The following is a 24,440-nucleotide window of genomic DNA, read 5'->3' on the forward strand; positions in this document are numbered from 1 at the left end:
CAGATCGCAGGCAGTGATTGGCATCACAGCGTGCGGCCGCGTCTTAATGTATTCGCTCGCCGATTGCCAGATGTTTCAGGTCACCCGATGAGCGGTGCCAAGGTCTCGCCGAGCAGACTCACCCGACCCGGCAGGTGGCCGTTCGCCATCAAATTGACACTGAATCCGTCGACACCGGACTCCAACAGGGCCTCGTAGCGGGCTCGGACCTCGTCTGGGCTGCCGACGATGAAGCCGTCGCGACGCCCGGCGGCCTGCGGCGCGCGTTCGATGTAGGCGTCGAGCTCGGCAACCGCCTGATCGTGCGTCTGGGCGATGCACGCATAGGTCTGGAGGCTTACGGTGATCTCCGACCGGTCCCTGCCGAGGCGCTCGCAGTGTCCGTCGAGCGCGGCGAGCTTGCGGCCGATCTGGTCGGGTGCGCAGATGATGTTCGACTCGTCGGCGTACTGGGCGACCATCCGCAGCGTCTTGCGCTCGCCGCCGCCGCCGATCATCACCGGGACGCGGGTCAGAGGAGCGGGGGAGTTCACGGCGTCACGCACCGTGTACCACTTCCCGTCCAAGCTCGGGCGTTCTCCCCGCAGCATGCCGAGCACGATCTGCAGGGACTCCTCGAGGCGCTCGAAGCGATCGGTGAACGTACCGAACTCGAAACCGAGACTGTCGTGTTCGAGCTCGAACCAGCCCGCGCCGATCCCGAGCTGAGCGCGGCCGCCCGACACCACGTCGAGAGCGGTGACCGTCTTGGCGAGCAGAGCAGGCTCACGATACGTGTTACCGGTGACGAGCGCGGACAGCCGGACCCGCGAGGTGTGCTGTGCGAGCGCCGACAACAGCGTGTAGCACTCGATCATCTCCTGGTCGTGGGCGCCGATCATCGGCAGCTGATAGAAGTGGTCCATCACGAACACGGTGTCGAAGCCCGACTCGTCGGCTTCGACGGCCTGAGCGCGAATCCGATCGAAGAGGTCCGCGGGGGCGACGCCGGGGTAGGTGAAGTTCGGGATCTGGTAACCGAGTCGTGTCATTCTCCCGAATGTACTGCCGTCGCCTTCTCCATGGCGGCGATCGCGGCCACGCGCTCGGCGTCCGCGCCGCGCACCCACACCAGCGACGCGCCGTGCAGCAGTGGTGCCACCACGTTCGCGGCGATCGTCTCGGCCGTGTTCCACGGGAGTGTCGATACGATCCGATCACCCTGGCGCGCGGTCGATTCCGTGGCCGCCAGGGTCTCGGTGGACAGGTCGTTCAGGGCGAGTCGCCCGGTGCCGGACGGCCGATACTGGTCGCCGTGCGCGCGGACCGACTCGCCGAAGTCGTTCACCCCGATCGGCAGTTCCCGCGAGCCCATCGCGAACGGATCGAGCGGGACGACGACGACCTCGTCGGCGTCGTGCGCGTCGAGGCGGCCACGGCTGGTGAACACCACCCGAGCGTCCCCGTCGGCGTCGTCGACCAGGACGTGCGCTCCCGCCCACCATGCCCCGAGGAGGACCGCCGCGCTCTGCCAGTGTTCGGGGAGGTCGACGCGCACCTCGTCGCCTGGGGCCAGACCGATCTCGTCGCGCAGGTAGTTGGCGATCTTCGCCGCCCAGTTGCCGAGCGTCGCCGCGGACAACTCGGTGCGTTCGCCGGTGCCTTCGTCGTAGAAGGTGAACAGCGGGCGGGCGTGGTCGGCGACCCGACCGAGGACGAGTGCGGTCAACGTGTCAGTCATAGGACCATCGTCGCCGACGCCGCTCAGTTGACGCAGACCGGGCCGTCGTTGTCGGCCTTGATGACCGTGGGCGATTTGGTGGACGGCTGCGACGACGATCCTTCGTCAGATCCGGAATCGTCACCGCCCTGGTCGCCGGTGTTGACGATCGAACCCGCGCCGACGTACGTGTTGGTGAGCGCGAGCTTGAGGCGATCCTCCGGCAGCGACGAGTCCACCCGGATCTCGATACCGCCACCGAGGTCGGTCACCAACTGCTTGGCGCCCTCATTGTCCTTCGAGTTCGCGAACACCAGCGAGTCGAACTCGTTCATCGGCTTAGTCGAGGTGGCGCCACGTTTGAAGCCGCGGCCGGCCAGCAGTCTCGACACGTTGCCTGCGAGCCCCTCGACGGTGCCCGCGTTCACGACGTCCACCGTGTAGTCGGCTCGCGGATCGTCCGACTCCGACTTCGACGACTCACCGCCGCCCAACAGGCGTTCGACGAAGGCGTGCACCGCAGTCGGGTCGATGCCGAGCACGCTCTGGGTGCCGTCCTCGCTCCACGCCTGGTCGTCGGCGACCGGGATGGTGGCGAACTTGATGTTGCCCCCGGTCAGATCCTTGAGTTGTTCGGCGAACCCGAGGATGTCCCAGCCGTCGTCGAGGAGCACCGACTTCGACACCGCGTCCTGCAGTTCGTTGAGCTTGCCGGTGTCGGTGAGAGTCTGTGTCGACAGGATCTGCTGTGCGAGGGAGGCCATGTAGACCTGCTGGCGAGTGATGCGGTCGAGGTCGCCGCGCGGCAGATTGTGGCGCTGTCGGACGAAGCTCAAGGCCTGCGGGCCGTCGAGGGTCTGCCTCCCCTTGTGAAAACGCGCTCCCGACAACGGTTCCCGGACCGCGTGCTTGAGACACACTTCGACGCCGCCTACCGCGTCGGTGAGCAACGCGAACCCGAGGAGGCCGACCTCGGCATAGTGGTCGACGGTGACGCCGGTCAGGTTCCCGACGGTCTTGATCAACGCCTGTCGACCGGCTTTGGTACCCGCTTCCTCCGCCTCGGCTTCGCTCGCGCCGTCCTCGACCTCCTTCGCGCGGACCGTCTCCCGCGTCGCGCCGTATGCGGCGTTGACCTTGCTCTTACCGAGGCCTGGGACGTCGACGTACGAGTCTCGCGGGATCGACACCGCGGTGGCGGCCGAGCCGTCATTCGGAATGCGGACGAGCAGGATGGTGTCCGTGCTCGTCGTGACCTCACCGCTCACCCTCAGACGTTTGAGCTCGTCCTCGGGGAGCGGATTGCCGTTCGCATCGTTCCGCGAATCGGTGCCCACCAGAAGGATGTCCACCGCGCCGTCGTCGCCGCCGCCGAGACCGAGGCCGCCGATCTGGGTGGCCGACGACCGGATCGAATTGACTTCACTCCAGCCGAAGCCGGTTACCACCAGGACGACGATCGCTAACAGCGCGACGACGGTGCGGCCGATGTGCTTGGGGGCGATCCCGGCGATGGGCCGCGTGGCCCACAGTTTCACCGTGTCCCGGAATGAGCCGGCCGTCACCGTGCGCTTGCCACCCGACGTCTCCGACGGCTTCGCAGCCGGCCGCCGCTTGCGGGGACGGGTGTGGATCTCGTCGGAGGTCCGACGGCGCCGCGCCGCGGTGTCCACCGGTGCCGGGCGGCGTCGACGCGGTGCATCCCCACGCGGAGCATCCCCACGCGGACGCGACGGTGTGCCGTCGGCGCTTCCGCGTGTGCCCCCGCGGGGGGAGTCGTCCCCGCCGCCTTCACGTCGCTGATCCACGCCTCGGTCGTTCCCTTCACTGCATGTCGTCGACGCGCGCCGTTCGACGCGCTCTCCGCCCGAGGATACTGGCGAGTCCGGTGCGGGTCGGGGAAGCGCGCCCCGGCGTGGGCGATGCCACGCTCGCAGTGAGATAGGGCGGGGGGAGATACGGCGGGGGGAGATAGCGCGGGGGGAATACAGCGGGAAGAGAGACACAGCGGGAGGGGACACACAGCGGACGGGAGACACGGGCAGTAGAGCGCGATCGCCGGTGAGGCACGATGGTCGGCGTGAACCATCCTTCGACGATCTATGTGATCGGTGCCGCAGGCCAGCTCGGATCCGCGCTCCTGTCCTCCCACTCGGTCCCCGACGACGCCCGCGTGGTGGGGATGCGATCGTCCGACATCGACATCACCTCCCCGAACTCCGTCGAGACGTCGCTCACCGACCTCGCCGCGGGAGACGTCGTACTCAACGTCGCCGCGTACACCGACGTCGACGCCGCCGAGACGGCGAGCGGTGCCGCCTACGCGGTGAACGCCGATGGGTCGGCGCACCTCGCCGCGGCCACCTCGGCTGCCGACGCACATCTGATCCACGTCTCGACCGACTACGTTTTTCCGCGCGGCGCGTGGACGTTCCCGCTCGAACCGTCCGACCTGCCCGTCGACGCGGCGCCCGACACCGTCTACGGAGCGAGCAAACTCGCCGGTGAACGGGCGGTGCTCCGTGCCGACCCGGACGCCGTCGTCGTACGAACGGCGTGGCTGTTCACCGGCCGCGCCCCGGTCCGCGACTTCGTCACAACGATGCGGCGACTGGAAGGCGAGCGCGACGAACTGACCGTCGTCGACGACCAGCGCGGCTCGCCGACGTATGCGCCCGACCTGGCCGACGGACTGTGGGAGCTCGTCGCACGCCTCCGGTCGGGTCGTTCGGGCGGTGGAGAGGTGCTGCACGCGACTAACGGCGGCGACGCCACCTGGTGTGATCTCGCTCGCGCTGTCTTCGCCGGGATTGGAGCCGATCCGAGCCGCGTAAAGCCTTGCAGCACAGCACAATTCCCCCGTCCCGCGGCACGTCCGGCGTACTCTGTGCTGTCCGCGGTGAGCTGGGTGCGAGCGGGTCTGACTCCGCTGCGTGACTGGCCGGACGCCCTACAGGACGCGCTCGACGTGTCGTCTTCGGGTTAGTCTGTCGCGGTGACTGCACCCTTCGGCGTGGTGACCGTGACGTACTCGTCCGGTGACTACCTGCACAACTTTCTGCGCACGCTCTCCGACGCGACGCAGCACACGCCGCACGTCGTGATCGCCGACAACGGGTCGACCGACGGGGCACCCGAGAAGGCTGCTGCCGACCACGACAACGTGACACTCGTGGAGACCGGCGGAAACATCGGCTACGGCGGCGCCATGAACCGCGGCGTCGCCGAACTCGACCCCGACGTCGAGTTCATCGTCATCGCGAACCCCGACGTCGAGTGGTCGCCCGGCTCGCTCGACGAGCTCGTCGCCGCCGCACGACGCTGGCCGCGTGCCGCGAGCCTCGGCCCACTCGTCACCGAACTCGACGGTTCGGTGTACCCGTCGGCGCGCGCCGTCCCCGATCTCGTAGCGGGTACGGGGCACGCAGTCCTCGGAGCCGTGTGGCCGTCGAACCCGTGGACCAAGGCGTATCGCGACGACGAACGAGGCCTCACCGAACGTCCGGTCGGCTGGCTGTCCGGATCGTGCCTACTGGTGCGCCGCAGCGCGTTCGACGGCGTCGACGGCTTCGACTCCCGCTACTTCATGTTCATGGAGGACGTGGACCTCGGCGACCGCTTCGGCCGAGCCGGCTGGCTCAACGTGTACGTGCCGAGCGCTCGCGTGCTGCACGCCAAGAGTCACTCGGTCAGCAAGCATCCCGAGAAGATGATCCCGGCGCACCACGCGAGCGCGTACCGCTTCAACGCGGACCGCAATCCGGGGCCGCTCCGCGCACCCCTGCGCCTGGCGCTGCGGGCCGGACTCGCCGTCCGATCGAAGATCGCGGTCGCCGCGGCTCTGCGCGAGCGACGCCGCGCCGAGCAGCCGTGACGAGCACCCGCGCATCCGACACGTAATTCTGGAAGGAAACTCTGTGGCACCGTCTGTTCAGGCACTGGTCCTCGTCGGCGGCAAAGGCACCCGGCTGCGTCCGTTGACGCTGTCCGCACCCAAGCCGATGCTTCCGACGGCCGGGCAGCCGTTCCTCACGCACCTGCTGTCGCGGATCCGCGAAGCGGGCGTAACCGACGTCGTCCTCGGGACGTCGTTCAAGGCCGAAGTGTTCGAACGGCACTACGGCGACGGATCGTCGCTCGGGCTCAACCTGACGTACGTGACCGAAGAGCAGCCGCTGGGCACCGGCGGCGGCATCCGTAACGTCTACGACTCGTTGACCGCTGACACGATCCTCGTCTTCAACGGCGACGTGCTGGGCGGCACCGACATTCGCGACGTGGTGACGACCCATCAGGAGTCGGGCGCGGAAGTGACGCTCCACCTGGTCCGGGTGAGCGACCCGCGTGCGTTCGGCTGCGTGCCGACGGACGCGAACGGCCGTGTCACCGCGTTCCTCGAGAAGACGCAGGACCCGCCGACCAACCAGATCAACGCGGGCACCTACGTCTTCAACCGCGACGTCATCGGGGAGATCCCGTCGAACCGCGCGGTCTCGGTGGAGCGCGAAGTGTTCCCGTCGCTCCTCGCCCAGGGGCGCCACATCCACGCGCACGTCGACGCCGCGTACTGGCGTGACATGGGCACCCCGGAAGACTTCGTGCGCGGCAGCGCCGACCTGGTGCGCGGCATCGCCCCGTCGCCCGCGATCGCGCAGCAGTGCGGTGAAGCTCTCGTGCTCGACGAGGCCGACGTGGCGCGCAACGCGGTGCTCATCGGCGGGACCGTCGTCGGCCGCGGGGCCACTGTCGGTGCTCGCGCACGACTCGACGGGGCGGTCGTGTTCGACGGCGCGGTCATCGAAGCTGGTGCAGTGGTCGAACGCAGCATCGTCGGCTTCGGCGCGCGCGTCGGTGCAGGCGCGCTCGTCCGCGACACGGTGATCGGCGACCGCGCTTCCATCGGCGCGCGCTGTGAACTGCTGCGCGGTGCCCGCGTGTGGCCGGAGATCCAGATCCCCGACAGCGGGATCCGATTCTCGACGGACGTCTAGCGCCTCGCCGGCGGTGCGATCTCGGCCGACGGTGCGATCTCGGCTGGCGGGGCGATCTCGGCTGACGGGCCGGGCGCGGGCGTCGGTGCCGGCGACGGCTTCGACGGGGTCGGTGGTGGCGGCTTCGTGGGCAGGTGCGGCAGGAACGGCAGGTGCGGCCTGGTCGGCCGAGGCGAGCTGGATGTGCTCGGAGCCGTCGACGGGGGTGAAGTCGACGGTCGCGTCGTGCTCGGCGAGCTTGTCGAGCTCGGCGGGGGCGCCACTTCGTTGGTCGGCGACGATCCGGTCGGCGGTGTGGTCGGCGGGAGCGGAGCCGTGGTCGTCTCCTCGACAGGCGCGAGTGCCCGGTCGGGGACGGTGCGATCGGCGATCACGTTCTGACCGGACAGGGTGTAGTCGACGTCGACGGGCCCGCCGGTCGGGTTGGCGCTGACATCCTGGCCGTTGAGCCACCGGTAGCGGACGGTGACCGTGTTGCGCGTCGACCCGACGACGGAGGTGAACGCGGTATTGACCTCGGTGTCGTAGCGGATGAAACCGTCCGCATCGAAGAACAGGACGCGTTCGGGCGAACTCCCGGTGCCCCCGGCGAGCCCGGCTTCGACCCACAGCAGATCAGGGCACGAGCCGAGGGCGGCGGGAGTCGCCGTGGTGACGATGAAATCGTGGCCGTAGTACGAGTCGATCGCGGACACTGCCTGCGCGACGATCGGCGATGCCGGGTCGACGCACTTCCCGTGGCCCGCGGTCGCGGGGAGTGCACCGGCACCCACTGAGCCGTTCGCGGGTCCGCCGGTCACCGCCGAACTGGACGAGACGGCCGTCGACGTCGACCGGATCGGATCGGACTCAGGACCGTCGTCGCCACTGCCGCGGCAACCGGTCACCGCGGCGGCGACGCACGCCGCGACGGCTGCCGCAGTTGCGATCCTCCTCATGCAGCCCAGCCCTCCCCTCGATCTGATGTCACCAGTTCCGTCGCCAACAGTTCTATCGAGTTCGATGGTCGAGACAGTAGTCAACGAGTCGGTCGAATAGATGACTCGAAAACATTACTAGCACGTACACGGCCGATTGAAGCTAAGCGGGGCGAGTAGATACCGCATACGTGCTAGTAAATCCGTCAGCGACTTTTCGCAGCTGCCAGGAGCCCGGTTCCGACGGGAATCACGGCCGGCAGAAAGCGGTCGTCCTCGGCGACGATCATCGCCGCTTCACGGGCGGCGAGGGTGCGCGGGTCGGTGGACTCTCGGTCGTCGATCGTCCCGTCGGCGGAGGCATTGTTGACGACGAGGAGGCCGCCCGGCCGAAGGATGCGGATGGCTTCGGTGACGAACGCCGGGTACGACAGTGGCAGCCCGTCCACGAACACGAGGTCGTACGACTCGTCGGCCAGTCGGGTGAGCACATCGGTCGGCGCGCCGTTGATGAGCCGGGTTCGTCCGGGCGCGATTTCGGCGTCGGCGAACGTCTCACGTGCGGCACGATGATGTTCGGACTCGGGATCGATGGTGGTCAGGACTCCGGTCGACGGCATCCCGGCCAACAACCAGAGGCTGCTCACGCCGACGCCGGTACCGATCTCGACAACGTGTTCGGCGTTGCCGGTCCGCGCGAGGAGCGACAGCAGGGCGCCGGTGGCCGGGCTGACGGCGCGCGCGCCGAGTTCTTCGCCACGCATCCGTGCCGCGGTCATCGCGTCGTCCTCGATGATCGCGGACTCGGCGTAAGCGTTGAGCCGCTCGGTGGTCTGCGAACCCGTCGTGTCAGTCATGTGAATGAGGGTGCCACAGTGGCACTGACCAGGAATCACCCCACGCCGACCGCCTCCGATTCCCATCCTCAGGAAACACACAGGGCAATCTGGGTCCGCCCACATTCGGATGCGAGAGGGTCATAGGCGATGGCACGGAATATCGATCGCACCGCCGACGTTGGACAGACGGACAACGGCGATTCTGTTTGCGACAGTGCAAGGAAAGGAATTGGCGCTTCACCGATGACCCACTCTGACCCGACCGATTCCGCACCGCGTGGCTCTTTCCGCGGCACCGCGGGCTTCGACGCGACCGGCGACAAAGACCTGATGCCGTCGTGGGACGAACTCGTCGCCGAGCACGCCGATCGCGTCTACCGTCTCGCGTTCCGTCTCTCGGGTAATCAGCATGACGCCGAGGACCTCACCCAGGAGACGTTCATTCGGGTGTTTCGCTCGTTGACCAGTTACAAAGCCGGCACCTTCGAGGGCTGGCTGCACCGCATCACGACGAATCTGTTTCTCGACATGGTTCGGCGTCGCGCCAAGATTCGCATGGAGGCGCTCGAGCCCGTCTACGAGAAGATCCCGACCGACACGCCCGATCCTCAGCAGGTGTACGCGGACGCGAACCTGGGCCAGGAGTTGCAGGAGGCGTTGGATTCGTTGGCGCCGGAGTTCCGTGCGGCGATCGTCCTGTGCGACATCGAAGGACTCTCCTACGAGGAGGTCGGTGCGACGTTGGGCGTCAAGTTGGGCACGGTCCGCAGCCGCATCCACCGCGGTCGGCAGGGGATTCGTGAGTTCCTCGCAGCGCGCGGTCACACGGACAGCCGATCGGTCGCCGTCGCCAGTGAGGTCTGATCGCGTAAGCTGGGCGCGACCGATCACATTGGGCCGCCTCGGCGGCCGCCGAGTGGAAGGGGCGCCGCCCGTGGGTCTGGGACACCGTTCCTCCGGTCGCCGTTGGGCGCCGGTGACTTCGTCGATCCTTCCGAATCCCGAGCGCCCGCCGCGTCACGAGTTCGCGGCGACCGAGCATCTCGCAGTGGAGGCCGTCGTCGCCTACGTGGACAACGAATTGTCGCCGATGGCCACGACGCGCGCCGACGCCCACCTGGTGTTGTGCACGAGGTGTTCGGAAGAGGTCGTCAACCAGGTGCGTGCGCGGTCGCTGCTGCGCGGTGGCGCGCAGATGAGTGCTCCACCGTCGCTGCTCGGCCAACTCAGCCAGATCCCGACGCGCGAGATCGACGTACGTCGCGCAGGTCGATCGAATCGTCGGAGCCGCTGACTCGTGACTGATGGAACCCCCTCGTCGCGGGACGAAGCTGTATTCGGACGTCCGGCAGGCGTCACTGGATCGTTCGCGAACACTCCGAACACAGATCGTCCGCAGCCGAAGGTCGCTGCACCGGACCCGGTGTTGAGCGAGGCGTTCGGTCGTCCGGAAGGCGAGACGCAGACTCTGCAGCGTGACCCGCACGCGGTGCCGGACGACGACGAGCCGGAGGCGCCTGAAGATCCGTGGCGGAGTCCGGCGTCTGGTGTCGCGTTGGCGTCCCCGGCTCTGGCCGAGGCGAAGGCGCCGACCCCGGTCGATCCGGGTCCGAAACTCGGCCTCCGCGATTTGTTGTCGGGTCGCCGAGTGCACTGGTGGGCGTTGGCGTCGTTGTTGATGGCCGCGCTCCTCGTCGGAGTCTTCGGTGGTCTCGTCGGTCGGTGGACGGCGGAGGTCGCGACGCCGCTCAACTCTGATTCGGTGCGTCTGAACGTCGACGATTCTGACGACGACGATGACGGCACGACTGTCACGAAGGTCACTAACGCGATGGAGAAGGCTGTCGTGACCATCGAGGTGCGTACTGGCGGCGGTGGGGTGAGCGGGTCGGGGTTCGTGATCGACAAGCGCGGCTACATCGCGACCAACAATCACGTCGTGTCGATGGCGGCGTCTGATCGCAGCGCGAAGCTCGAGGCCGTGTTCTCCGACCGGAGTCGTGTTCCTGCACGGATCGCCGGGCGGGATCCAAAGACCGATCTGGCGGTCATCAAGGTGGATGACGTTCAGAACCTGACGGTGTCGACGTTGGGCGATTCGTCGAAGGTGAAGATCGGCGAGAACGTCGTCGCGTTCGGTTCTCCGCTGGGGTTCTCGAAGACGGTGACGACGGGGATTGTGAGCGCCGTCGACCAGCCGGTGCCGTTGCGGCCGGACGCGGAGTCGGACACGGACACGGTGGTTAACGGGATCCAGACGGATGCGGCGATCAACCACGGCAACTCGGGCGGCCCGCTCGTCGATTCGAAGGGGCGCGTGATCGGGGTGAACACGGCTGCCGCGACACCAAACGGCGGTTCGATCGGTCTCGGCTTCGCCATCCCGGTCAACGAGGCGATCCCGGTGTTCGATGCGCTCATCAAGGACGGCCGGATGAAGCATCCGACGATCGGTGTCAGCGCTGCGACGGTCCGTAACGACAAGGTGTTCGGTGCGCAGGTACGTGATGTCGCGCAGGGGAGTGCTGCTGCGCGCGCGGGCCTGCGCGAGGGCGACGTCGTGACGAGTTTCAATGGTCGTCAGATCGAAGGCTCTGACGAGTTGACGGTCGCGGTCCGTACATCGAAGATCGATGACGAGGTGAAGTTCACCTATTGGCGTGAGGGTAGGACCTTCGACGGTACGATCACGCCGGTCAGCGACTAGAGACGGATCGAGCTGGTTCACGAATGTTCAGCAGTATCGGTTGGGGCGAGATCGTTGTGCTGCTCGCTGCGGGGCTGATCATTCTCGGCCCGGAACGGCTGCCGGGCGCGGTGTCGTGGACGATGCAGTCGATCCGGAAGGTCCGCGACTACGCGACGGGCGCGTCGGGGCAGCTGCGTGACGAGATGGGCGCGGACTTCGATCAGTTCCGTGAGCCGATCCAGCAGATCAACGAGCTCCGCCAGATGAGCCCGAAAAGCGTGGTGACCAAGCACCTTCTGGGCGGCGACTCGTCGTCCGTCGACGACCTCGGCCGTACGGTCCGTGAGACTCTCGACGTCCAGAGACTGTCCAAGCCGTCCCGTCCCGAGCCTCAGGCGCCGGCGGCGCCCCCTCCTGCCCCTTCGCTCGAGAAGCCGAGCGTCACGAAGCGTTCCCACGACTACACCGACTGGGACGCCACGTAATCACCCGCATTACTCGCCAGAACCATTAGCTCCGAGACTTGTGACCACATACTGGTCACAACTCTCGGAGCTAATCTCGTAGGCAGTTCAGAGCGGCATCTTGTCGATAGTCGCCCGCGTGAAGGCGAGCGCACGATCGCAGATCTCCGAGATGGGAGGCTGGGGTCTCCCATAGTGCGTGACCATCGTGATGACAGACGCCTGCCCGGACTGGACATAAGTGTCGCACTGGTCCCCGGTCGTATAGATATGCACGCCGACCTGGCGGCCGGAAATCACTTCGTCTGGAAGCCATTGGTTGATGCCGCCTGATCTGCGTTCCTTCGACGTAGCTAGTCCGGGCGAGTTGCCGACAAACTGACTAAGCGACCAGTGGTTGTCGAAGTCACCACCGGCATATCGCCAGTCGCACCCGCGAAGCGTCTGGCCGTTGGTCCCTGCTGCGTCCGCTGCAGTGCTCGCCCGGATGCCAAGCTCTGCGAGCTGTTCTTGAGACAGAGCGGTACACGGCTCGTAAGCTGTGCCATCGTTTGCTGAGTTCCACCGTCGAGAGTGCCTTGTTTGGAAAGGAAGCGTCTTCCCGGAATCATCTGTCTGGCGAACTGACGAAGTCGCGGAGATCGCTGCGAGGGGCGTGCCAGTTCTTGTACACCCGGTCAGGATGCACGCCGCAGTTGCCGCTAGAAGCGCCGCGAAAGCGAGACCCCGGAGTATCACCGGCCAGTTCCGGCTGCTCGAAGGCTAGCGGCACCCGTAGCGTCCGTTTCCAGCAAACTTTGCAACGCAGCGTTAGCATGTGAACTCAGGTCAGCTGCGTTCAGTGCTTGTGCCTGGAGACTGTTTGCCCCTGAATCGATCAGGCGCCTCAACGCCTCATACGCTTTGGCGCCTTCCTCGCACCCCATTCCAAGATAGTTCGTGGAGACGACTTTTCGGAGCGCCCCACTCAGCGCTTCCAGCTCAACCCCGGCGGCTCGCGCGGCGGCGGCGCGCGCGTTCCAGGCAGCGATTTCGGAGACTACGTCGTTGCTCACTGCGACTCCCTGGGCTGGTGCGAGTTGAGGGCTCCTACTCAGTTAGACGCACGGTAGCGCGGTTCGGTTCCACGGACTCGCCGAAACCGGAAGATTCGGCGAAGTCGGGTCAGTCGTGCCGGGTGGTGTCGATGCCGAGACTCATGCCTGCGAGGCCGCGTCGTCGGACCGCGAGCTTGTCGGCGACGGCGCGGAGAGCTGAACCGCAAGCGGAGTCGGGGTGTGACAGCACGACGGGGGTGCCCTCGTCGCCGCCTTCGCGGAGCTGCTGTTCGAGAGGCACCTGACCGAGGAGTTCGACGGGGGCGCCGACTGCTCGGGTGAGCCGTTCGGCGACCAACTCACCGCCGCCGGAGCCGAACGGCTCCACGCGCGAGCCGTCGGGCAACTCCATCCACGACATGTTCTCGACGACGCCGAGGATCTTCTGGCGTGTCTGCAGTGCGATCGCGCCCGCGCGTTCGGCGACTTCGGCGGCCGCCTGCTGCGGTGTGGTGACTACGAGGATCTCGGCGCCCGGAATCAACTGGGCGATCGAGATCGCGACGTCGCCGGTCCCCGGGGGAAGGTCGAGGAGGAGGACGTCCAGGTCGCCCCAGTAGACGTCGGCGAGAAACTGCTGGAGTGCGCGGTGCAGCATCGGGCCCCGCCAGGTGACCGGGGTGTTGCCGTCGGTGAACTGCCCGATCGAGATGAACCGCACGCCGTGGCTCTGTGGCGGCATGATCATCGACTCGACCTGTGTCGGTTTGGCGTCGCTGCCGAGCATGCGGGGGACACTGTGGCCGTAGATGTCTGCGTCGAGCACACCGACGGACAGCCCGCGGTCGGCGAGAGCGGTCGCCAGATTGACGGTGACGCTCGACTTTCCGACACCACCCTTGCCCGATGCGATCGCGTAGACGCGAGTCAGGTTGCCGGGCTTGGAGAACGGGATCTCGGGTTCGGCGCGGTCGCCGCGGAGTTTCTTGCGGAGTTCGGTGCGCTGCTCGTCGTCCATCACGTCGAGTTCGACACGGACTGCTCCGGCTCCCGGAACGTCCGACACCGCAGTGGACACGCGGTCGGTTATCTCGGTTCGAAGCGGACAACCCGACGTCGTCAGATAGATTCCGACGTCGATGCTCCCGTCGTCGGCGATCGCCACCGACTTCACCATTCCGAGGTCGGTGATCGGTTTACCGATCTCAGGATCGGAGACCTTACTGAGCGCAGAACGAACTGCGGATTCGGTGGGAGTACTCACGCGGCCCAGTCTAGTCAGTGTTCGGGGGCCTTCGAGTTCAGGCCAGCCTCACTCGACGTACCGAACGAACCCGGCGGACGCTTCGGTCACGGGAGGACGGGCGGAGGCGGCAGACAGATCGGTCCGAGGCACTGCGGTTTCGGACTGGGTTTCGGCTTGTCCTTGCTGGAAGAGGGCGGCGTGGACGGCTTGCTCGGCTTCTTCGACTCGTCGCCGTTCTTCTTATCGTCCTTCTTCTTGCCGTCGTCCTTCTTATCGTCCTTCTTGTCCTTCTTCTTCTCGTCGTCCTTCGGCGGTGTCGTCATCTCCGGGATCGGAGTCGTCGGCATCACGCCCGCAGCGTATGCCGCGGCCCAACCGAGCACGTTGTTCGCGTAGGCGACGGAGTGGTTGTAGCGCATCACGGCGCCGACCTTGTTGGACGCCGACATGATGTCGACGACGCCCGAGCACAGGTAGCGACCAGCCGAATAGGTGGCGTCGAAGACGTTGTCCGGGTCCGACTTGTCGTCGCCGTTCGCGTCCGAACCCCAACTGGCCCAGGTACTAGGGATGAATTGCATGGGCCCCATCGCGCGATCGTGACCGCGGTCGCCGTCGAGGTCGCCGCCGTCGGAGTCGGTGATCACCGCGTTACCGGCGAGCGAACCGTCGAGCACCGGTCCGCGGATATCGGTGAGGGTGTTGCCGTAGCGGTCGACGTTGCCGTTCCCCGCGTGGCCGGACTCGATGCGTCCGATGCCCGCCAACAGGTACCACGGGAGCTTGCACTGCGGGGTCTCGGCTGCGACACGGGTCGCCGCCAGCTTGTATGCCCTCAACATGATGCCGGGGATGCCGAGGGGGCCGGACGGCAGATTCGCCGCGATCCGAAACTGGGCCGCCGACTCCGCCTCTTGGTCGGCTGGGTCGGACGGGGGAGCGAAACCGGTCAACTGCCCGCTCTGCGACGGGACGATCTGGGTGACGTCGTCGACGGCGGTGATCGCGGCATCGTTCGATGTGAGCAGCGACGGCCCGATGTTGATCGGGCTTTGCGCAGACGGAAGCGAGGTAGAGCCTGCGGTCATCCCGCCGAGCAGCACGGCTCCGACGGCGACCGTGCCGACGCCCACGGCTACTCCGCGCCGTGGCACACGTACCCGATTCGGGCTGTGCCGGAAACTCATCCCCATATTCGCGAACTCCAGTCGAGTGTCATTCGCGCGGTTTCAGGCGAACATCTGTCATCATCCACCCCCGCGGTTGTGAGCAAGCATACAGGGCGATCAATCCTGTTACGTACCGGATTCGTCCGAACGTGTACCCGGGGCCTCGTCGCGGAGCTTCGCGGCGACACGTTCGGCGATGTCTTCGACGGCGTCCTCCAGTTCGCGGCGCAGATAGTCGCGGGTCACGGTGTCGCCCACGGCGAGTCGGACCGCAGCGAGTTCGCGCGCGAGGAACTCGGTGTCGTCTTTGGTTTGCGCGGCTCGACGACGGTCCTCGTCGAGCGAGATCCGGTCGCGATTCTCTTGTCGATTCTGGGCGAGCAGGATCAGCGGCGCCGCATACGCGGCCTGTGTCGAGAACGCCAGGTTGAGCAGGATGAACGGGTACGGATCCCACTCGAACGCGAAGACGCCGATGTTGAGGAAGATCCAGATGATGACGACGATCGTCTGAATCGCGAGGTACCGCCCGGTGCCGAGGAACCGGGCGACGCGCTCGCTGTAGACGCCGACGACGTCCGAGTCGAGATTCAGCCGGAAGCGTCGCCGGGTGTCGGCAGGCGTGTCGAGGTGGCGGGGGCTCATCGGATGTGGCCTTCGAGATCGTTCTCGCGCCAGTCTCTGGGCAGCAGCGCGTCCAAGAGGTCGTCGACCTGGACGGCGCCGAGGAGGTGCGAGGTGTCGTCGACGACGGGCGCGCACACGAGGTTGTAGGTGGCGAAGAACCGGCTCATCGTCTCCAATGAGTCGTCGGGGTGCAGGCGCGGCATCTCTGCGTCGAGGATGCCGCCGATGAGGTCGGCGGGCGGTTCGCGCAGCAGCCGTTGGATGTGCACGGCGCCGAGGAACTTGCCCGTCGGAGTGTTGGTGGGCGGTCGGACGACGAAGATCATGCTGGCGGCCGCCGAGTTGATGTCGGGGTTGCGGATGCGGGCGAGCGCCTCGGATACGGTCGCGGTCGCGGTGAGGATCAGCGGTTCGGGCGTCATCACACCGCCCGCGGTGTCCGGAGAGTGCAGGAGCAGTCGCCGGACCGACTCGGACTCCTCGGGGTCCATTCGCGCCAGTAGCGCTTCGGCCTCCGAGGCCGGGAGCTCGGCGACGAGGTCGGCGACGTCGTCGGGATCCATCGCTTCGAGGACGTCGCCCGCACGCTCGGGTTTGAGGCTGGCGAGCACCGCGCTCTGGTCGTCGGTCGGCAACTCCTGCAGGATGTCGGCGAGCCGCCCGTCCTCGAGTGCCGCGGCGATCTCGTTGCGTCGCTTCGCCGGGAGCTCGCGCAGCGCGTTGGCGACGTCGGCGGGACGCATGTCTTCGAACTGCGCGAGCGCACGTTCCACGCCCTGCCCGACGCGGGCCAGCTCGAGTCGGCTCATGCCGACGACGTGGCGCCACTCGATGATCAGTGTCTCGCCGCGACGTCGAAGGCCCTTACGGGTGGAACGGACGGCGACGCGAGTGACCATCCAGTCACGGTTGCGGTTGCGTTCGATCGCGAGGTCGACGACGGTCAGGTCGACACCGTGCAACTCCGGATAGTCGGGGTCGTCGGTGCGGACCATGCTGTCGAGGACCTGGCCGATGGCGAGCGCCTCGTTCGGGCGGACGCTGAGCTTGCGCAAGTTCACATGCCCGGTCGTCAGCGTCACGGCGTCGGGTTCGATGCTCGTGACCCGCAGCATCGGCACGAAGATCCGGCGTCGAGTCGTCAGCTCGACGGCGAGACCGAGCGCGCGGGGCTGTTGGCCGGGCAGATGCATCGAGATGACGACGTCACGTACGCGGCCGATCGATTCACCGTCCGGACCGAGGACCGCGAGGCCGACTAGTCTGGCCACAAAGACCTTCTGGGCAGGCATCATGTCTACAAGCCTAGGAGACACAGCGCAGAAGCGAACGCCCGGAACGTTTGTGACAGGAGTGAAGTGATGACTAACCCGATGCGACAGACGCCCGGACTGCCGACGCCGCCGAAGGGGTGGCCGGTCGGGTCGTACGACACGTACGAGCAGGCGCAGCGTGCCGTCGACCATCTTTCGGACAACCACTTCCACGTAGAGAACCTGACGATCGTCGGTGTGGACCTGATGCAGGTGGAGCGCGTATTGGGCCGTCTCACCTGGGGGAAGGTGATCGGCGGCGGAATCGTGTCGGGCGCCTGGCTCGGCCTGTTCCTCGGTGCGTTGATCAGTTTCTTCTCGTCGGACAACCCATGGGTGCCGATCGTGTACGGCGTCATCGCTGGCATGGTCTTCGGTCTGATCTCGGCCGCGATCCCGTACGCGGCGAGTCGCGGCCAGCGTGACTTCACGTCGTCGATGCAATTGGTCGCAGGACGGTACGACGTGCTGTGCGACCCGAAGACGGCCGAGCAGGCTCGGGACATGCTCGCCCGCCTCGCGATCTAGACACCGCCGAATCTAGACACCGCCGCATCTAGAACGCCGCCGGGCTCGTGTTCGTGATCGGTCCGAACACATACGCACGGGATGTGCGGTGTGTCACTCACCGGTGCGATACCCTACTCGCACATCGGCTTTCAAAGCCGATTTGCGACGGTAGGAGGCTTGGCGGGTATGCGACCAGAGGATTCCTCCGGCGACGGGATCGGTGCTAGCCCACCGCGTCGACGCCGGTTGTGGACGAAATTGGCGATTGCAGGGATCGCCGCTGCGGTGACGGCGCCCATGCTGACCGCGTGCGGTTCGGACTACGAGCAGGGCGTCATCAACATGTACGCCGCGGCCGACGGCTTCGACTACATCGACGAAGTCGCGCAGAGGTGCAGCGCCGACTCGAACGGCGAGTACAGGATCGCGATGCACATGCTGCCGAAGGAAGCCGACATGCAGCGGCTCCAATTGGCGCGACGACTCGCAGGCAACGACTCGGGTCTGGATCTGATGGCGATGGACGTCGTGTGGACCGCCGAGTTCGCGGACGCCGGCTGGGCGGTGCGGGTCCCGGACGACATCGCCGAGAAGACCCGGCAGATATCGCTCGCGGGCCCGGTGGAGACCGTCGAATGGAAACGCGACGACGACACCGCGAAGAGCCTCTACGCGATCCCGTTGTGGGCCAACACCCAGATGCTCTGGTACCGACCGGAACTCATGAAGGAGACCATCGACACGACGACGGCTCCGACCACGTGGCAGGGCATGCTCGACGACGCGGCGAAGATCAAGGACGCGGGCGGGCCGGCGGCGATCCTGCTGCAGGCCAAGCAGTACGAGGGCCTTATGGTGTGGTTCAACTCGCTCCTGGAGTCAGCAGGCGGTGAAGTCCTCGACCCGAACGATCCGTCGAAGGTGACGCTGACCGATACGCCGGAACACCGTGCGGCGACCGTCGAAGCGTTGACCGTGATGCGTCAGGTCGCGACCGCGCCGGGTTCGGACCCGTCGATCTCCAACTCCGACGAGGGCACCGCCCGAACCGACATGGAGGCAGGCAAAGGGGCGTTCGAGATCAACTGGCCGTTCGTCTTCGCGGGCATCAAGGAGAACGGTGCGGCGGGTGAAGCCAAGATCATGGGCGATTCGCTGACCGGTTTCAAGGACATCATCGACGCGACCGCCGACGATCCGACCGATCCGCGCATCGCGAAGGTCAACGACGCGACCCGCAAGAAGTTCGACTTCGCCGCCTACCCGGGGATCACCTCGGGCAAGACCGCGAAGTCGACGCCGGGCGGTTTCAACCTTGCTGTCGCGTCGACGTCCAAGCAGCAGGATCTGGCGTTCAAGGCGGCATCGTGTCTCACCGATGAACAGGCGCAGAAGGTGTACGCGGTGCGCGGCGGAACGCCGCCGACCATCGCGTCGCTGTACGAGGACGCCGACTTCCAACTCGCGTATCCGATGTACGAGATCATCCGCCGCCAACTCGACGAGGGCGCCGCGCCACGGCCGGCGACTCCGCGATACCAGGACATGTCGACGGCGATCACTGCGACGCTCAGCCCGGTGGGGCAGTGGAATCCCGAAAGCAAGGCCGATGAGCTGGGCAAAGTCGCACAGAGTGCTATCGACGGGGAGGGGATCGTCCCGTGACCAGTGACGACAACGATGAGCCGACCAATCGGGGCGGTCTCACACCGCACGGTGACGGTCCGGACACGAGCCCGGGACGCCACGCGCGTCCCGAGGACCGTGCGCCGGAGCGGCCCGTAGAACAGACCGGCCCGATCCCCACCGTCCACTCGGACGTGTGGGTGGCGCCGGGTACCGAGCCGACGCGGCCGACGGCGACTCCGCCGGAGACTCGGACCGTCGTCCCGGAGCCCAAGCAGACCCCGGTGTCGCCGCAAGCCGCGGAACCGCGACCGGAGTCGGAACAGCCCCAGCAGCAAACCCCCCAGCAGGAAACCCCCCGCCCACCGACCCCGCACCAGGCGCCCGCGCCCGGCGTGCGGCCCGCCGTGGACGCACCACGCAACCCGGTTCAGGAGCGACGGCCGGCACCTGCGCGTGCCGGGTCGGCGATGGCCATGTCGGACATTCTCGAAGTCGAACGTCCCGCAGAGGCGGCGCCGCAGACGGTCGGGGCCAAGCAGTCCGGGGTTACGAAGTCCGGACGCAAGTCGTCCGAACGCCGGCTCGCCTTCCTGCTCGCGGGTCCGGCGGCGCTGGTGATGCTCGTCGTCACCGGATACCCGATCCTCTATTCGATCTGGCTGTCGTTCACCGACGAGAACCTGCGCGAACCGGGTTCGGGAAGCTTCGTCGGGTTCAGCAACTACGGCACGGTCTTGGGTAGCGGTTACTGGTGGACCGCCCTCTGGGTGACGGCCTACATAACGGTGATCTCGGTGATCATCGAACTCGTCATCGGTATGGCGATCGCGCTGGTCATGCACCGCGCGATGTTCGGCAGAGGCCTGGTGCGCACCGTCGTGTTGATCCCGTACGGCATCGTGACCGTGGCCGCCGCGATCTCGTGGAAGTACGCGTGGACGCCGGGCACCGGCTACCTCGTCAACCTGTTACCGGACGGGTCGACGCCGTTGACCAGTCAGATGCCTGCGCTGTCGGTGATCATCCTCGCCGAAGTGTGGAAGACGACGCCATTCATGGCGCTGCTGCTGCTGGCCGGACTGGCGTTGGTGCCGGACGACCTGCTCAAGGCCGCGCAGGTGGACGGTGCGGGCGCCTGGACGCGGCTGGTCAAGGTGATCCTGCCGTTGATGAAACCGGCGATCCTCGTCGCGCTGCTGTTCCGCACGCTCGACGCCTTCCGCGTCTTCGACAACATCTACGTCTTGACGTCGGGCAACCACGACACGGGATCGGTGTCGATGCTCGGCTACAACAACTTGTTCAAAGCGTTCAACCTCGGCACCGGGTCGGCGATCAGCGTCTTGATCTTCTTGTGTGTCGCGGTGATCGCGATCGTGTTCATCAAGGGATTCGGCGCTTCGGCGCCCGGTTCCGACGACGAGGGGAGGTAGCGGGAGAATGAATGCTCTCAATCGTCGCCGCGCCGGATGGCTGATCGCGAACACCTTGGTGGTGCTGTACGCGATCATTCCGCTGTGGTGGATCATCAGCCTGTCGTTCAAGAGCCCGGGCACCGTCACTGACGGCAACTTCATCCCGACCTCGTGGACGTTCGAGAACTACCGCAGCATCTTCGACACCGGGTTCTTCACCTCGGGCCTCATCAACTCGATCGGCATCGGCCTCATCTCGACGTTCATCGCGGTCCTGCTCGGCACGATGGCCGCGTACGCCATCGCGCGTCTGGAGTTCCCCGGCAAGAAGCTGCTCGTGGGCGCTGCACTGCTGATCGCGATGTTCCCGCAGATCTCACTCGTCACCCCGCTGTTCAACATCGAGCGGAGCATCGGCCTGTTCGACACGTGGCCCGGCCTGATCATTCCGTACGTGGCGTTCGCGTTGCCGTTGGCGATCTACATCCTGTCCGCGTTCTTCCGCGAGATCCCGTGGGAGCTCGAGAAGGCGGCGCAGATGGACGGTGCGTCGCCCGGGCAGGCGTTCCGCCGGGTGATCCTGCCGCTCGCTGCGCCGGGCGTGGTGACCGCCTCGATCCTCGTATTCGTGTTCGCCTGGAACGATCTGCTCCTGGCTCTGTCGTTGACGTCGACCGAACGCGCGCAGACCGCGCCCGTCGCGATCGCCAACTTCACCGGTGTCAGTCAGTTCGAGGAACCGACCGGCGCCATCGCGGCGGCGGCCGTCGTCATCACAATTCCGATCATCATCTTCGTGCTCTTCTTCCAACGCCGTATCGTGGCCGGGCTGACCTCCGGCGCCGTGAAGGGATAACCCATGGCCGACATCGTTCTGGACAACGTTTCCAAGCAGTACCCGGACGGCTCGACCGCCGTGCACGGCATCGACCTGCAGATCGCCGAAGGCGAGTTCATCATCCTGGTCGGACCGTCGGGCTGTGGCAAGTCGACGACTCTGAACATGATCGCCGGTCTCGAGGACATCACGTCCGGCGAACTCCGGATCGGGGGCGCTCGCGTCAACGAGACGGCGCCGAAGGACCGTGACATCGCGATGGTCTTTCAGAGCTACGCGCTCTACCCGCACATGACGGTGCGCGAGAACATCGCGTTCCCGCTGACACTGGCAAAGAAGTCGAAGGACGAGATCGCGGCGAAGGTCGACGAGGCCGCCCGCATCCTCGACCTGGGCGAGTATCTCGACCGCAAACCCGCGAATCTGTCCGGCGGCCAGCGGCAGCGCGTCGCGATGGGCCGGGCGATCGTCCGCTCGCCGAAGGCGTTCCTGATGGACGAGCCGTTGTCGAACCTCGACGCGAAGCTCCGTGTGCAGATGCGCACCGAGATCGCGAACCTGCAGGCCCGCCTCGGCACGACCACCGTGTACGTCACCCACGACCAGACCGAGGCGATGACCCTCGGCGACCGCGTCGTCGTCATGCGAGCCGGGCACGTCCAACAGGTCGGGTCGCCGCAGGAGCTGTACGACAATCCGGTCAACCTGTTCGTCGCAGGCTTCATCGGCTCACCGTCGATGAACTTCATCCCGGGACGCCTCACCGCGACCGGTGTCGACACCCCGATTGGGCACGTCGAGTTCCCGGACCACGAGCAGGTGACCGGGCGGGCACGGCAGACGGGAAGCAACGGCGAGGTTCTGCTGGGGATCCGGCCCGAACATCTCGTCGACGCGGCGCTCACGCACCCCGCCGAGCTCGAACAGTTCCTCACGTTCGACATCGACGTCGATCTCGTCGAATCGATGGGGTCGGACAAGTACGTGTACTTCACGCTGAGTGCGCCCGACACCGCGAACGCGATCCTCCACCAGCTCGCCGAGGAGTTGGGTTCGATGACGGCGGGCGGCCAGAAGGTGGCACGTCTGACGCCGTACACCGATGTCCGACGCGGCGGAAAGCTGACTCTCGCGCTGAACACGGCCCGTCTGCACGTGTTCGACACTGCGAGCGGTTCCACCCTGCGCTGAGTCGACCGGACCCCACCGCATCGCGGCGCCGTGCTTGACTGGTCGGGTGAGTTCAACTTCAGGATCGATCACCGATCGGGTGGTCAAGCATGTGGCGGGTGTCGTCGGCTCGCAGCCGCAGCGCGCGTCGGTGACCTTCCTCGGTGTGGAGCCCGTCGATGTGCTTCGATTCGTCGACGGCGACGAGGTGGTGTTCGCGACCGTCGGCTGTGCCCGCCATCCGATGCACGACCCGAACGATCTGGCGCCCGACCCGGTCCGCGGGCCGCGCGCCGAAGCGATCGTGCGGATGCGGGCGGTCTCACCGCTTCCCGGCCTGCACAAGTCGTTGGCGACGCTGGCCGCCGCTCCCGCCGTGGAAGGCCTCGTCCTTGCCGAGGACTCGCTCGTCGACCTGCAGGAACCGCTGTGGGTTGGCGCGATCTGCTCGGCGTTCCTCTTGACCGCCGACGCGGAGATCGCCGACCTGCCGCTCGACGAACCCGCCGAGCCGGTCCACTTCCTGCGCGCCGTTCCGGTCACCGCGAACGAGGCCGCATGGGTCCGGTTGAAAGGCGCAGCCGCGCTGCGCGACGCCTGGGTCGAAGCAGGCGTCGACATCGCCGACCCGACGAGATCCGCTGTCAACCCGAGCTGACCGAAACGACTCGCGCTGCCAGCCGAGACGGATAGCGCGACCGGTACGACCGGGTCAGAGCCAGTGGTTTCTGCGGAGGGTTCGCCACAGGGTGAAGCAGACGCAGACCATGAGAGTCAACAGGACCGGATAACTGTAGGGCCAGTGCAGTTCGGGCATGTGATCGAAGTTCATGCCGTAGATGCCGGCGATCGCGGTGGGGACGGCGGCGATGGCCGCCCACGACGAGATCTTGCGCATGTCGGTGTTCTGCTGGATCGACACCTTCGTCGACGCGGCGTTGAGCAACGTCGTCAGGCGCTCGTCGTATTCGGCGATCAGGTCCGTCGCCTGCGTCAGGTGATCGGCGACATCGCGGAAGTGACGGCGGATCTCCTTGGCGTCCGGCGACGTGACGGGACTGTCGAATCGGACCGGGGACATGTCCGACGTCGACTTGTTGCCGGACAGCCGAGCCAACGGCATCCCGAGCGGGTAGACGGCGCGCTGCAGTTCGAGGACTTCGCGTTTGAACAGATAGACGACGTCGATGTCGACGTCGTTGTTCCTCGTGGAGAACACACGCTCCTCGATCTCGTCCACATCGGACTCCATCTCGGAGACGACGGCAAGATAGCTGTCGACGACGCGGTCGGCGACGGCGTGCACGACGGCCGACGGCCCGAGTTTGAGATGGTCCGTCATGTGCTCGAGACGTTGGCGCACACCCGCGAGGTGGGTGTGGTCGCCGTGTCGGACCGTGATCACGAAGTCCCGGCCCGCGAGAACCATGATCTCGCCGGTCTCGACGATGTCGTTGGCCACTTCGAGTGAATCGTGGTCGACATAACTGATCGTCCGCAGAACGAGGAACACGGTGTCGTCGTACAGTTCGAGCTTCGGTCGCTGATGCGCGTGCACCGCGTCCTCGACCATCAGCGGGTGCAGCCCGAACGCCTCGGCGACGTCGTTCATCTGCCGTTCGTCGGGCTGGTGCAGCCCGAGCCAGACGAAGCCTTCGCCGCTCTCACGGACCTGCGCGAGCGACCGCCGGAAGTCCTGCGTCCCCTGGCTACGAACGCCGTCGACGTAGACGCCGCAGTCGACGACGGCGCGTGCCGACGGTACAGGAGGCGTCGGCGGGTCGGCCGGAGCGCGTCCTGATCCACGGTTTCCCGGCTGCAACATGCGCGGAATGGAAGGCATTGTGATGATCTTACCGATGTGAGCGCTCGCTGTAGGCCGCCACT

The 24,440-nt window shown here is 66.5% G+C and carries 24 protein-coding genes; 13 read left to right on the forward strand and 11 right to left on the reverse strand.

Going from position 1 to position 24,440, the window contains the following annotated elements; genetic code table 11:
- Positions 1-80 precede the first annotated feature (80 nt).
- The 3 genes from L5G28_RS16820 to L5G28_RS16830 are packed head-to-tail and all read right to left on the reverse strand — an operon-like array spanning position 81 to position 3,507.
- A complete protein-coding gene (locus tag L5G28_RS16820) occupies positions 81-1,031 on the reverse strand; it encodes an LLM class F420-dependent oxidoreductase (protein ID WP_236999471.1) in 951 nt (316 codons plus the stop codon).
- The gene (locus L5G28_RS16825; protein WP_237002529.1) at positions 1,028-1,720 is read right to left on the reverse strand and encodes a TIGR03089 family protein; all 693 of its coding nucleotides are present in this window, start codon (positions 1,718-1,720) and stop codon (positions 1,028-1,030) included. Before L5G28_RS16825 ends, L5G28_RS16820 begins: the two co-directional genes overlap by 4 nt.
- Before the next feature lie 23 nt (positions 1,721-1,743).
- Entirely contained in the window at positions 1,744-3,507 is a 1,764-nt protein-coding gene (locus L5G28_RS16830; RefSeq protein WP_372477245.1) for an LCP family protein, read from the reverse strand.
- A gap of 263 nt (positions 3,508-3,770) precedes the next feature.
- On the opposite strand from L5G28_RS16830, the gene rfbD reads away from it, so the two are divergent.
- Genes rfbD through manB form a run of 3 tightly spaced genes read left to right on the forward strand, consistent with a single transcriptional unit; the run spans position 3,771 to position 6,690 of the window.
- Positions 3,771-4,685: a dTDP-4-dehydrorhamnose reductase gene (rfbD, locus tag L5G28_RS16835; protein WP_237002530.1), complete on the forward strand. Its 915-nt coding sequence runs from the start codon at positions 3,771-3,773 to the stop codon at positions 4,683-4,685.
- A gap of 9 nt (positions 4,686-4,694) precedes the next feature.
- Positions 4,695-5,573, forward strand: coding sequence for a glycosyltransferase family 2 protein (locus tag L5G28_RS16840; protein WP_236999467.1), 879 nt, complete (start codon positions 4,695-4,697; stop codon positions 5,571-5,573).
- 43 nt (positions 5,574-5,616) lie between these two features.
- A complete protein-coding gene (gene manB / locus L5G28_RS16845) occupies positions 5,617-6,690 on the forward strand; it encodes a mannose-1-phosphate guanylyltransferase (RefSeq protein WP_237002531.1) in 1,074 nt (357 codons plus the stop codon).
- On the opposite strand, the gene L5G28_RS16850 is transcribed toward manB, so the two are convergent.
- Together L5G28_RS16850 and L5G28_RS16855 are read right to left on the reverse strand one after the other, a co-directional pair.
- Positions 6,687-7,628 carry an LppP/LprE family lipoprotein gene (locus L5G28_RS16850; protein WP_237002532.1) on the reverse strand — a complete coding sequence of 314 codons (942 nt, stop codon included), beginning with the start codon at positions 7,626-7,628 and terminating at the stop codon, positions 6,687-6,689. The two genes, manB and L5G28_RS16850, sit on opposite strands and share 4 nt — an antisense overlap.
- A gap of 185 nt (positions 7,629-7,813) precedes the next feature.
- Positions 7,814-8,464 carry an O-methyltransferase gene (locus tag L5G28_RS16855; protein WP_236999464.1) on the reverse strand — a complete coding sequence of 217 codons (651 nt, stop codon included), beginning with the start codon at positions 8,462-8,464 and terminating at the stop codon, positions 7,814-7,816.
- Between the two features lie 225 nt (positions 8,465-8,689).
- Between L5G28_RS16855 and sigE the strand changes: the two genes are divergently transcribed.
- The 4 genes from sigE to tatB all read left to right on the forward strand — a co-directional run bounded on the left by sigE (position 8,690) and on the right by tatB (position 11,620).
- Positions 8,690-9,310, forward strand: coding sequence for an RNA polymerase sigma factor SigE (sigE, locus tag L5G28_RS16860; RefSeq protein WP_237002533.1), 621 nt, complete (start codon positions 8,690-8,692; stop codon positions 9,308-9,310).
- A 112-nt stretch (positions 9,311-9,422) separates the two neighbouring features.
- Positions 9,423-9,740 (forward strand): zf-HC2 domain-containing protein, encoded by a 318-nt coding sequence (locus L5G28_RS16865; RefSeq protein ID WP_237002534.1) that lies wholly within the window; start codon positions 9,423-9,425, stop codon positions 9,738-9,740.
- A 3-nt stretch (positions 9,741-9,743) separates the two neighbouring features.
- Entirely contained in the window at positions 9,744-11,153 is a 1,410-nt protein-coding gene (locus tag L5G28_RS16870) for a S1C family serine protease (RefSeq protein WP_237002535.1), read from the forward strand.
- A gap of 23 nt (positions 11,154-11,176) precedes the next feature.
- Entirely contained in the window at positions 11,177-11,620 is a 444-nt protein-coding gene (gene tatB / locus L5G28_RS16875; protein ID WP_236999460.1) for a Sec-independent protein translocase protein TatB, read from the forward strand.
- 87 nt (positions 11,621-11,707) lie between these two features.
- Here the strand turns inward: tatB and L5G28_RS19530 are convergent, their stop codons facing one another.
- The 5 genes from L5G28_RS19530 to L5G28_RS16895 all read right to left on the reverse strand — a co-directional run bounded on the left by L5G28_RS19530 (position 11,708) and on the right by L5G28_RS16895 (position 16,973).
- Complete coding sequence (locus L5G28_RS19530; protein WP_372477246.1) at positions 11,708-12,337, reverse strand: DUF3558 domain-containing protein; 630 nt, start codon at positions 12,335-12,337, stop codon at positions 11,708-11,710.
- Positions 12,338-12,763: 426 nt separating this feature from the next.
- Positions 12,764-13,900, reverse strand: a complete 1,137-nt coding sequence (locus L5G28_RS16880) for an Mrp/NBP35 family ATP-binding protein (protein ID WP_372477247.1) — start codon at positions 13,898-13,900, stop codon at positions 12,764-12,766.
- Positions 13,901-13,986: 86 nt separating this feature from the next.
- Positions 13,987-15,075, reverse strand: coding sequence for a lytic transglycosylase domain-containing protein (locus L5G28_RS16885; protein ID WP_372477248.1), 1,089 nt, complete (start codon positions 15,073-15,075; stop codon positions 13,987-13,989).
- Between the two features lie 102 nt (positions 15,076-15,177).
- Positions 15,178-15,696, reverse strand: a complete 519-nt coding sequence (locus L5G28_RS16890) for a DUF1003 domain-containing protein (protein WP_236999456.1) — start codon at positions 15,694-15,696, stop codon at positions 15,178-15,180.
- Entirely contained in the window at positions 15,693-16,973 is a 1,281-nt protein-coding gene (locus tag L5G28_RS16895; RefSeq protein ID WP_236999455.1) for a magnesium transporter MgtE N-terminal domain-containing protein, read from the reverse strand. Before L5G28_RS16895 ends, L5G28_RS16890 begins: the two co-directional genes overlap by 4 nt.
- 66 nt (positions 16,974-17,039) lie before the next feature.
- Between L5G28_RS16895 and L5G28_RS16900 the strand changes: the two genes are divergently transcribed.
- From L5G28_RS16900 to L5G28_RS16925, 6 genes are all read left to right on the forward strand, one after another.
- On the forward strand, positions 17,040-17,519 hold the full coding sequence (locus tag L5G28_RS16900; protein WP_236999454.1) for a YflT domain-containing protein: 480 nt from the start codon (positions 17,040-17,042) through the stop codon (positions 17,517-17,519).
- 267 nt (positions 17,520-17,786) lie between these two features.
- Positions 17,787-19,166 carry an extracellular solute-binding protein gene (locus L5G28_RS16905; protein WP_237002537.1) on the forward strand — a complete coding sequence of 460 codons (1,380 nt, stop codon included), beginning with the start codon at positions 17,787-17,789 and terminating at the stop codon, positions 19,164-19,166.
- Entirely contained in the window at positions 19,163-20,563 is a 1,401-nt protein-coding gene (locus L5G28_RS19465; RefSeq protein WP_237002538.1) for an ABC transporter permease subunit, read from the forward strand. The genes L5G28_RS16905 and L5G28_RS19465 overlap by 4 nt, the downstream gene beginning before the upstream one ends.
- Before the next feature lie 7 nt (positions 20,564-20,570).
- A complete protein-coding gene (locus L5G28_RS16915) occupies positions 20,571-21,401 on the forward strand; it encodes a carbohydrate ABC transporter permease (RefSeq protein WP_236999451.1) in 831 nt (276 codons plus the stop codon).
- Positions 21,402-21,404: 3 nt separating this feature from the next.
- Entirely contained in the window at positions 21,405-22,574 is a 1,170-nt protein-coding gene (locus tag L5G28_RS16920) for an ABC transporter ATP-binding protein (RefSeq protein ID WP_236999450.1), read from the forward strand.
- A gap of 46 nt (positions 22,575-22,620) precedes the next feature.
- Positions 22,621-23,211 carry a suppressor of fused domain protein gene (locus L5G28_RS16925; protein WP_236999449.1) on the forward strand — a complete coding sequence of 197 codons (591 nt, stop codon included), beginning with the start codon at positions 22,621-22,623 and terminating at the stop codon, positions 23,209-23,211.
- Between the two features lie 54 nt (positions 23,212-23,265).
- Here the strand turns inward: L5G28_RS16925 and L5G28_RS16930 are convergent, their stop codons facing one another.
- Entirely contained in the window at positions 23,266-24,396 is a 1,131-nt protein-coding gene (locus L5G28_RS16930; RefSeq protein WP_237002539.1) for a magnesium and cobalt transport protein CorA, read from the reverse strand.
- Positions 24,397-24,440 lie beyond the last annotated feature (44 nt).

The sequence above is a fragment of the Gordonia liuliyuniae genome, from assembly GCF_021739025.1.
GTDB classification, from domain to species: domain Bacteria; phylum Actinomycetota; class Actinomycetes; order Mycobacteriales; family Mycobacteriaceae; genus Gordonia; species Gordonia liuliyuniae.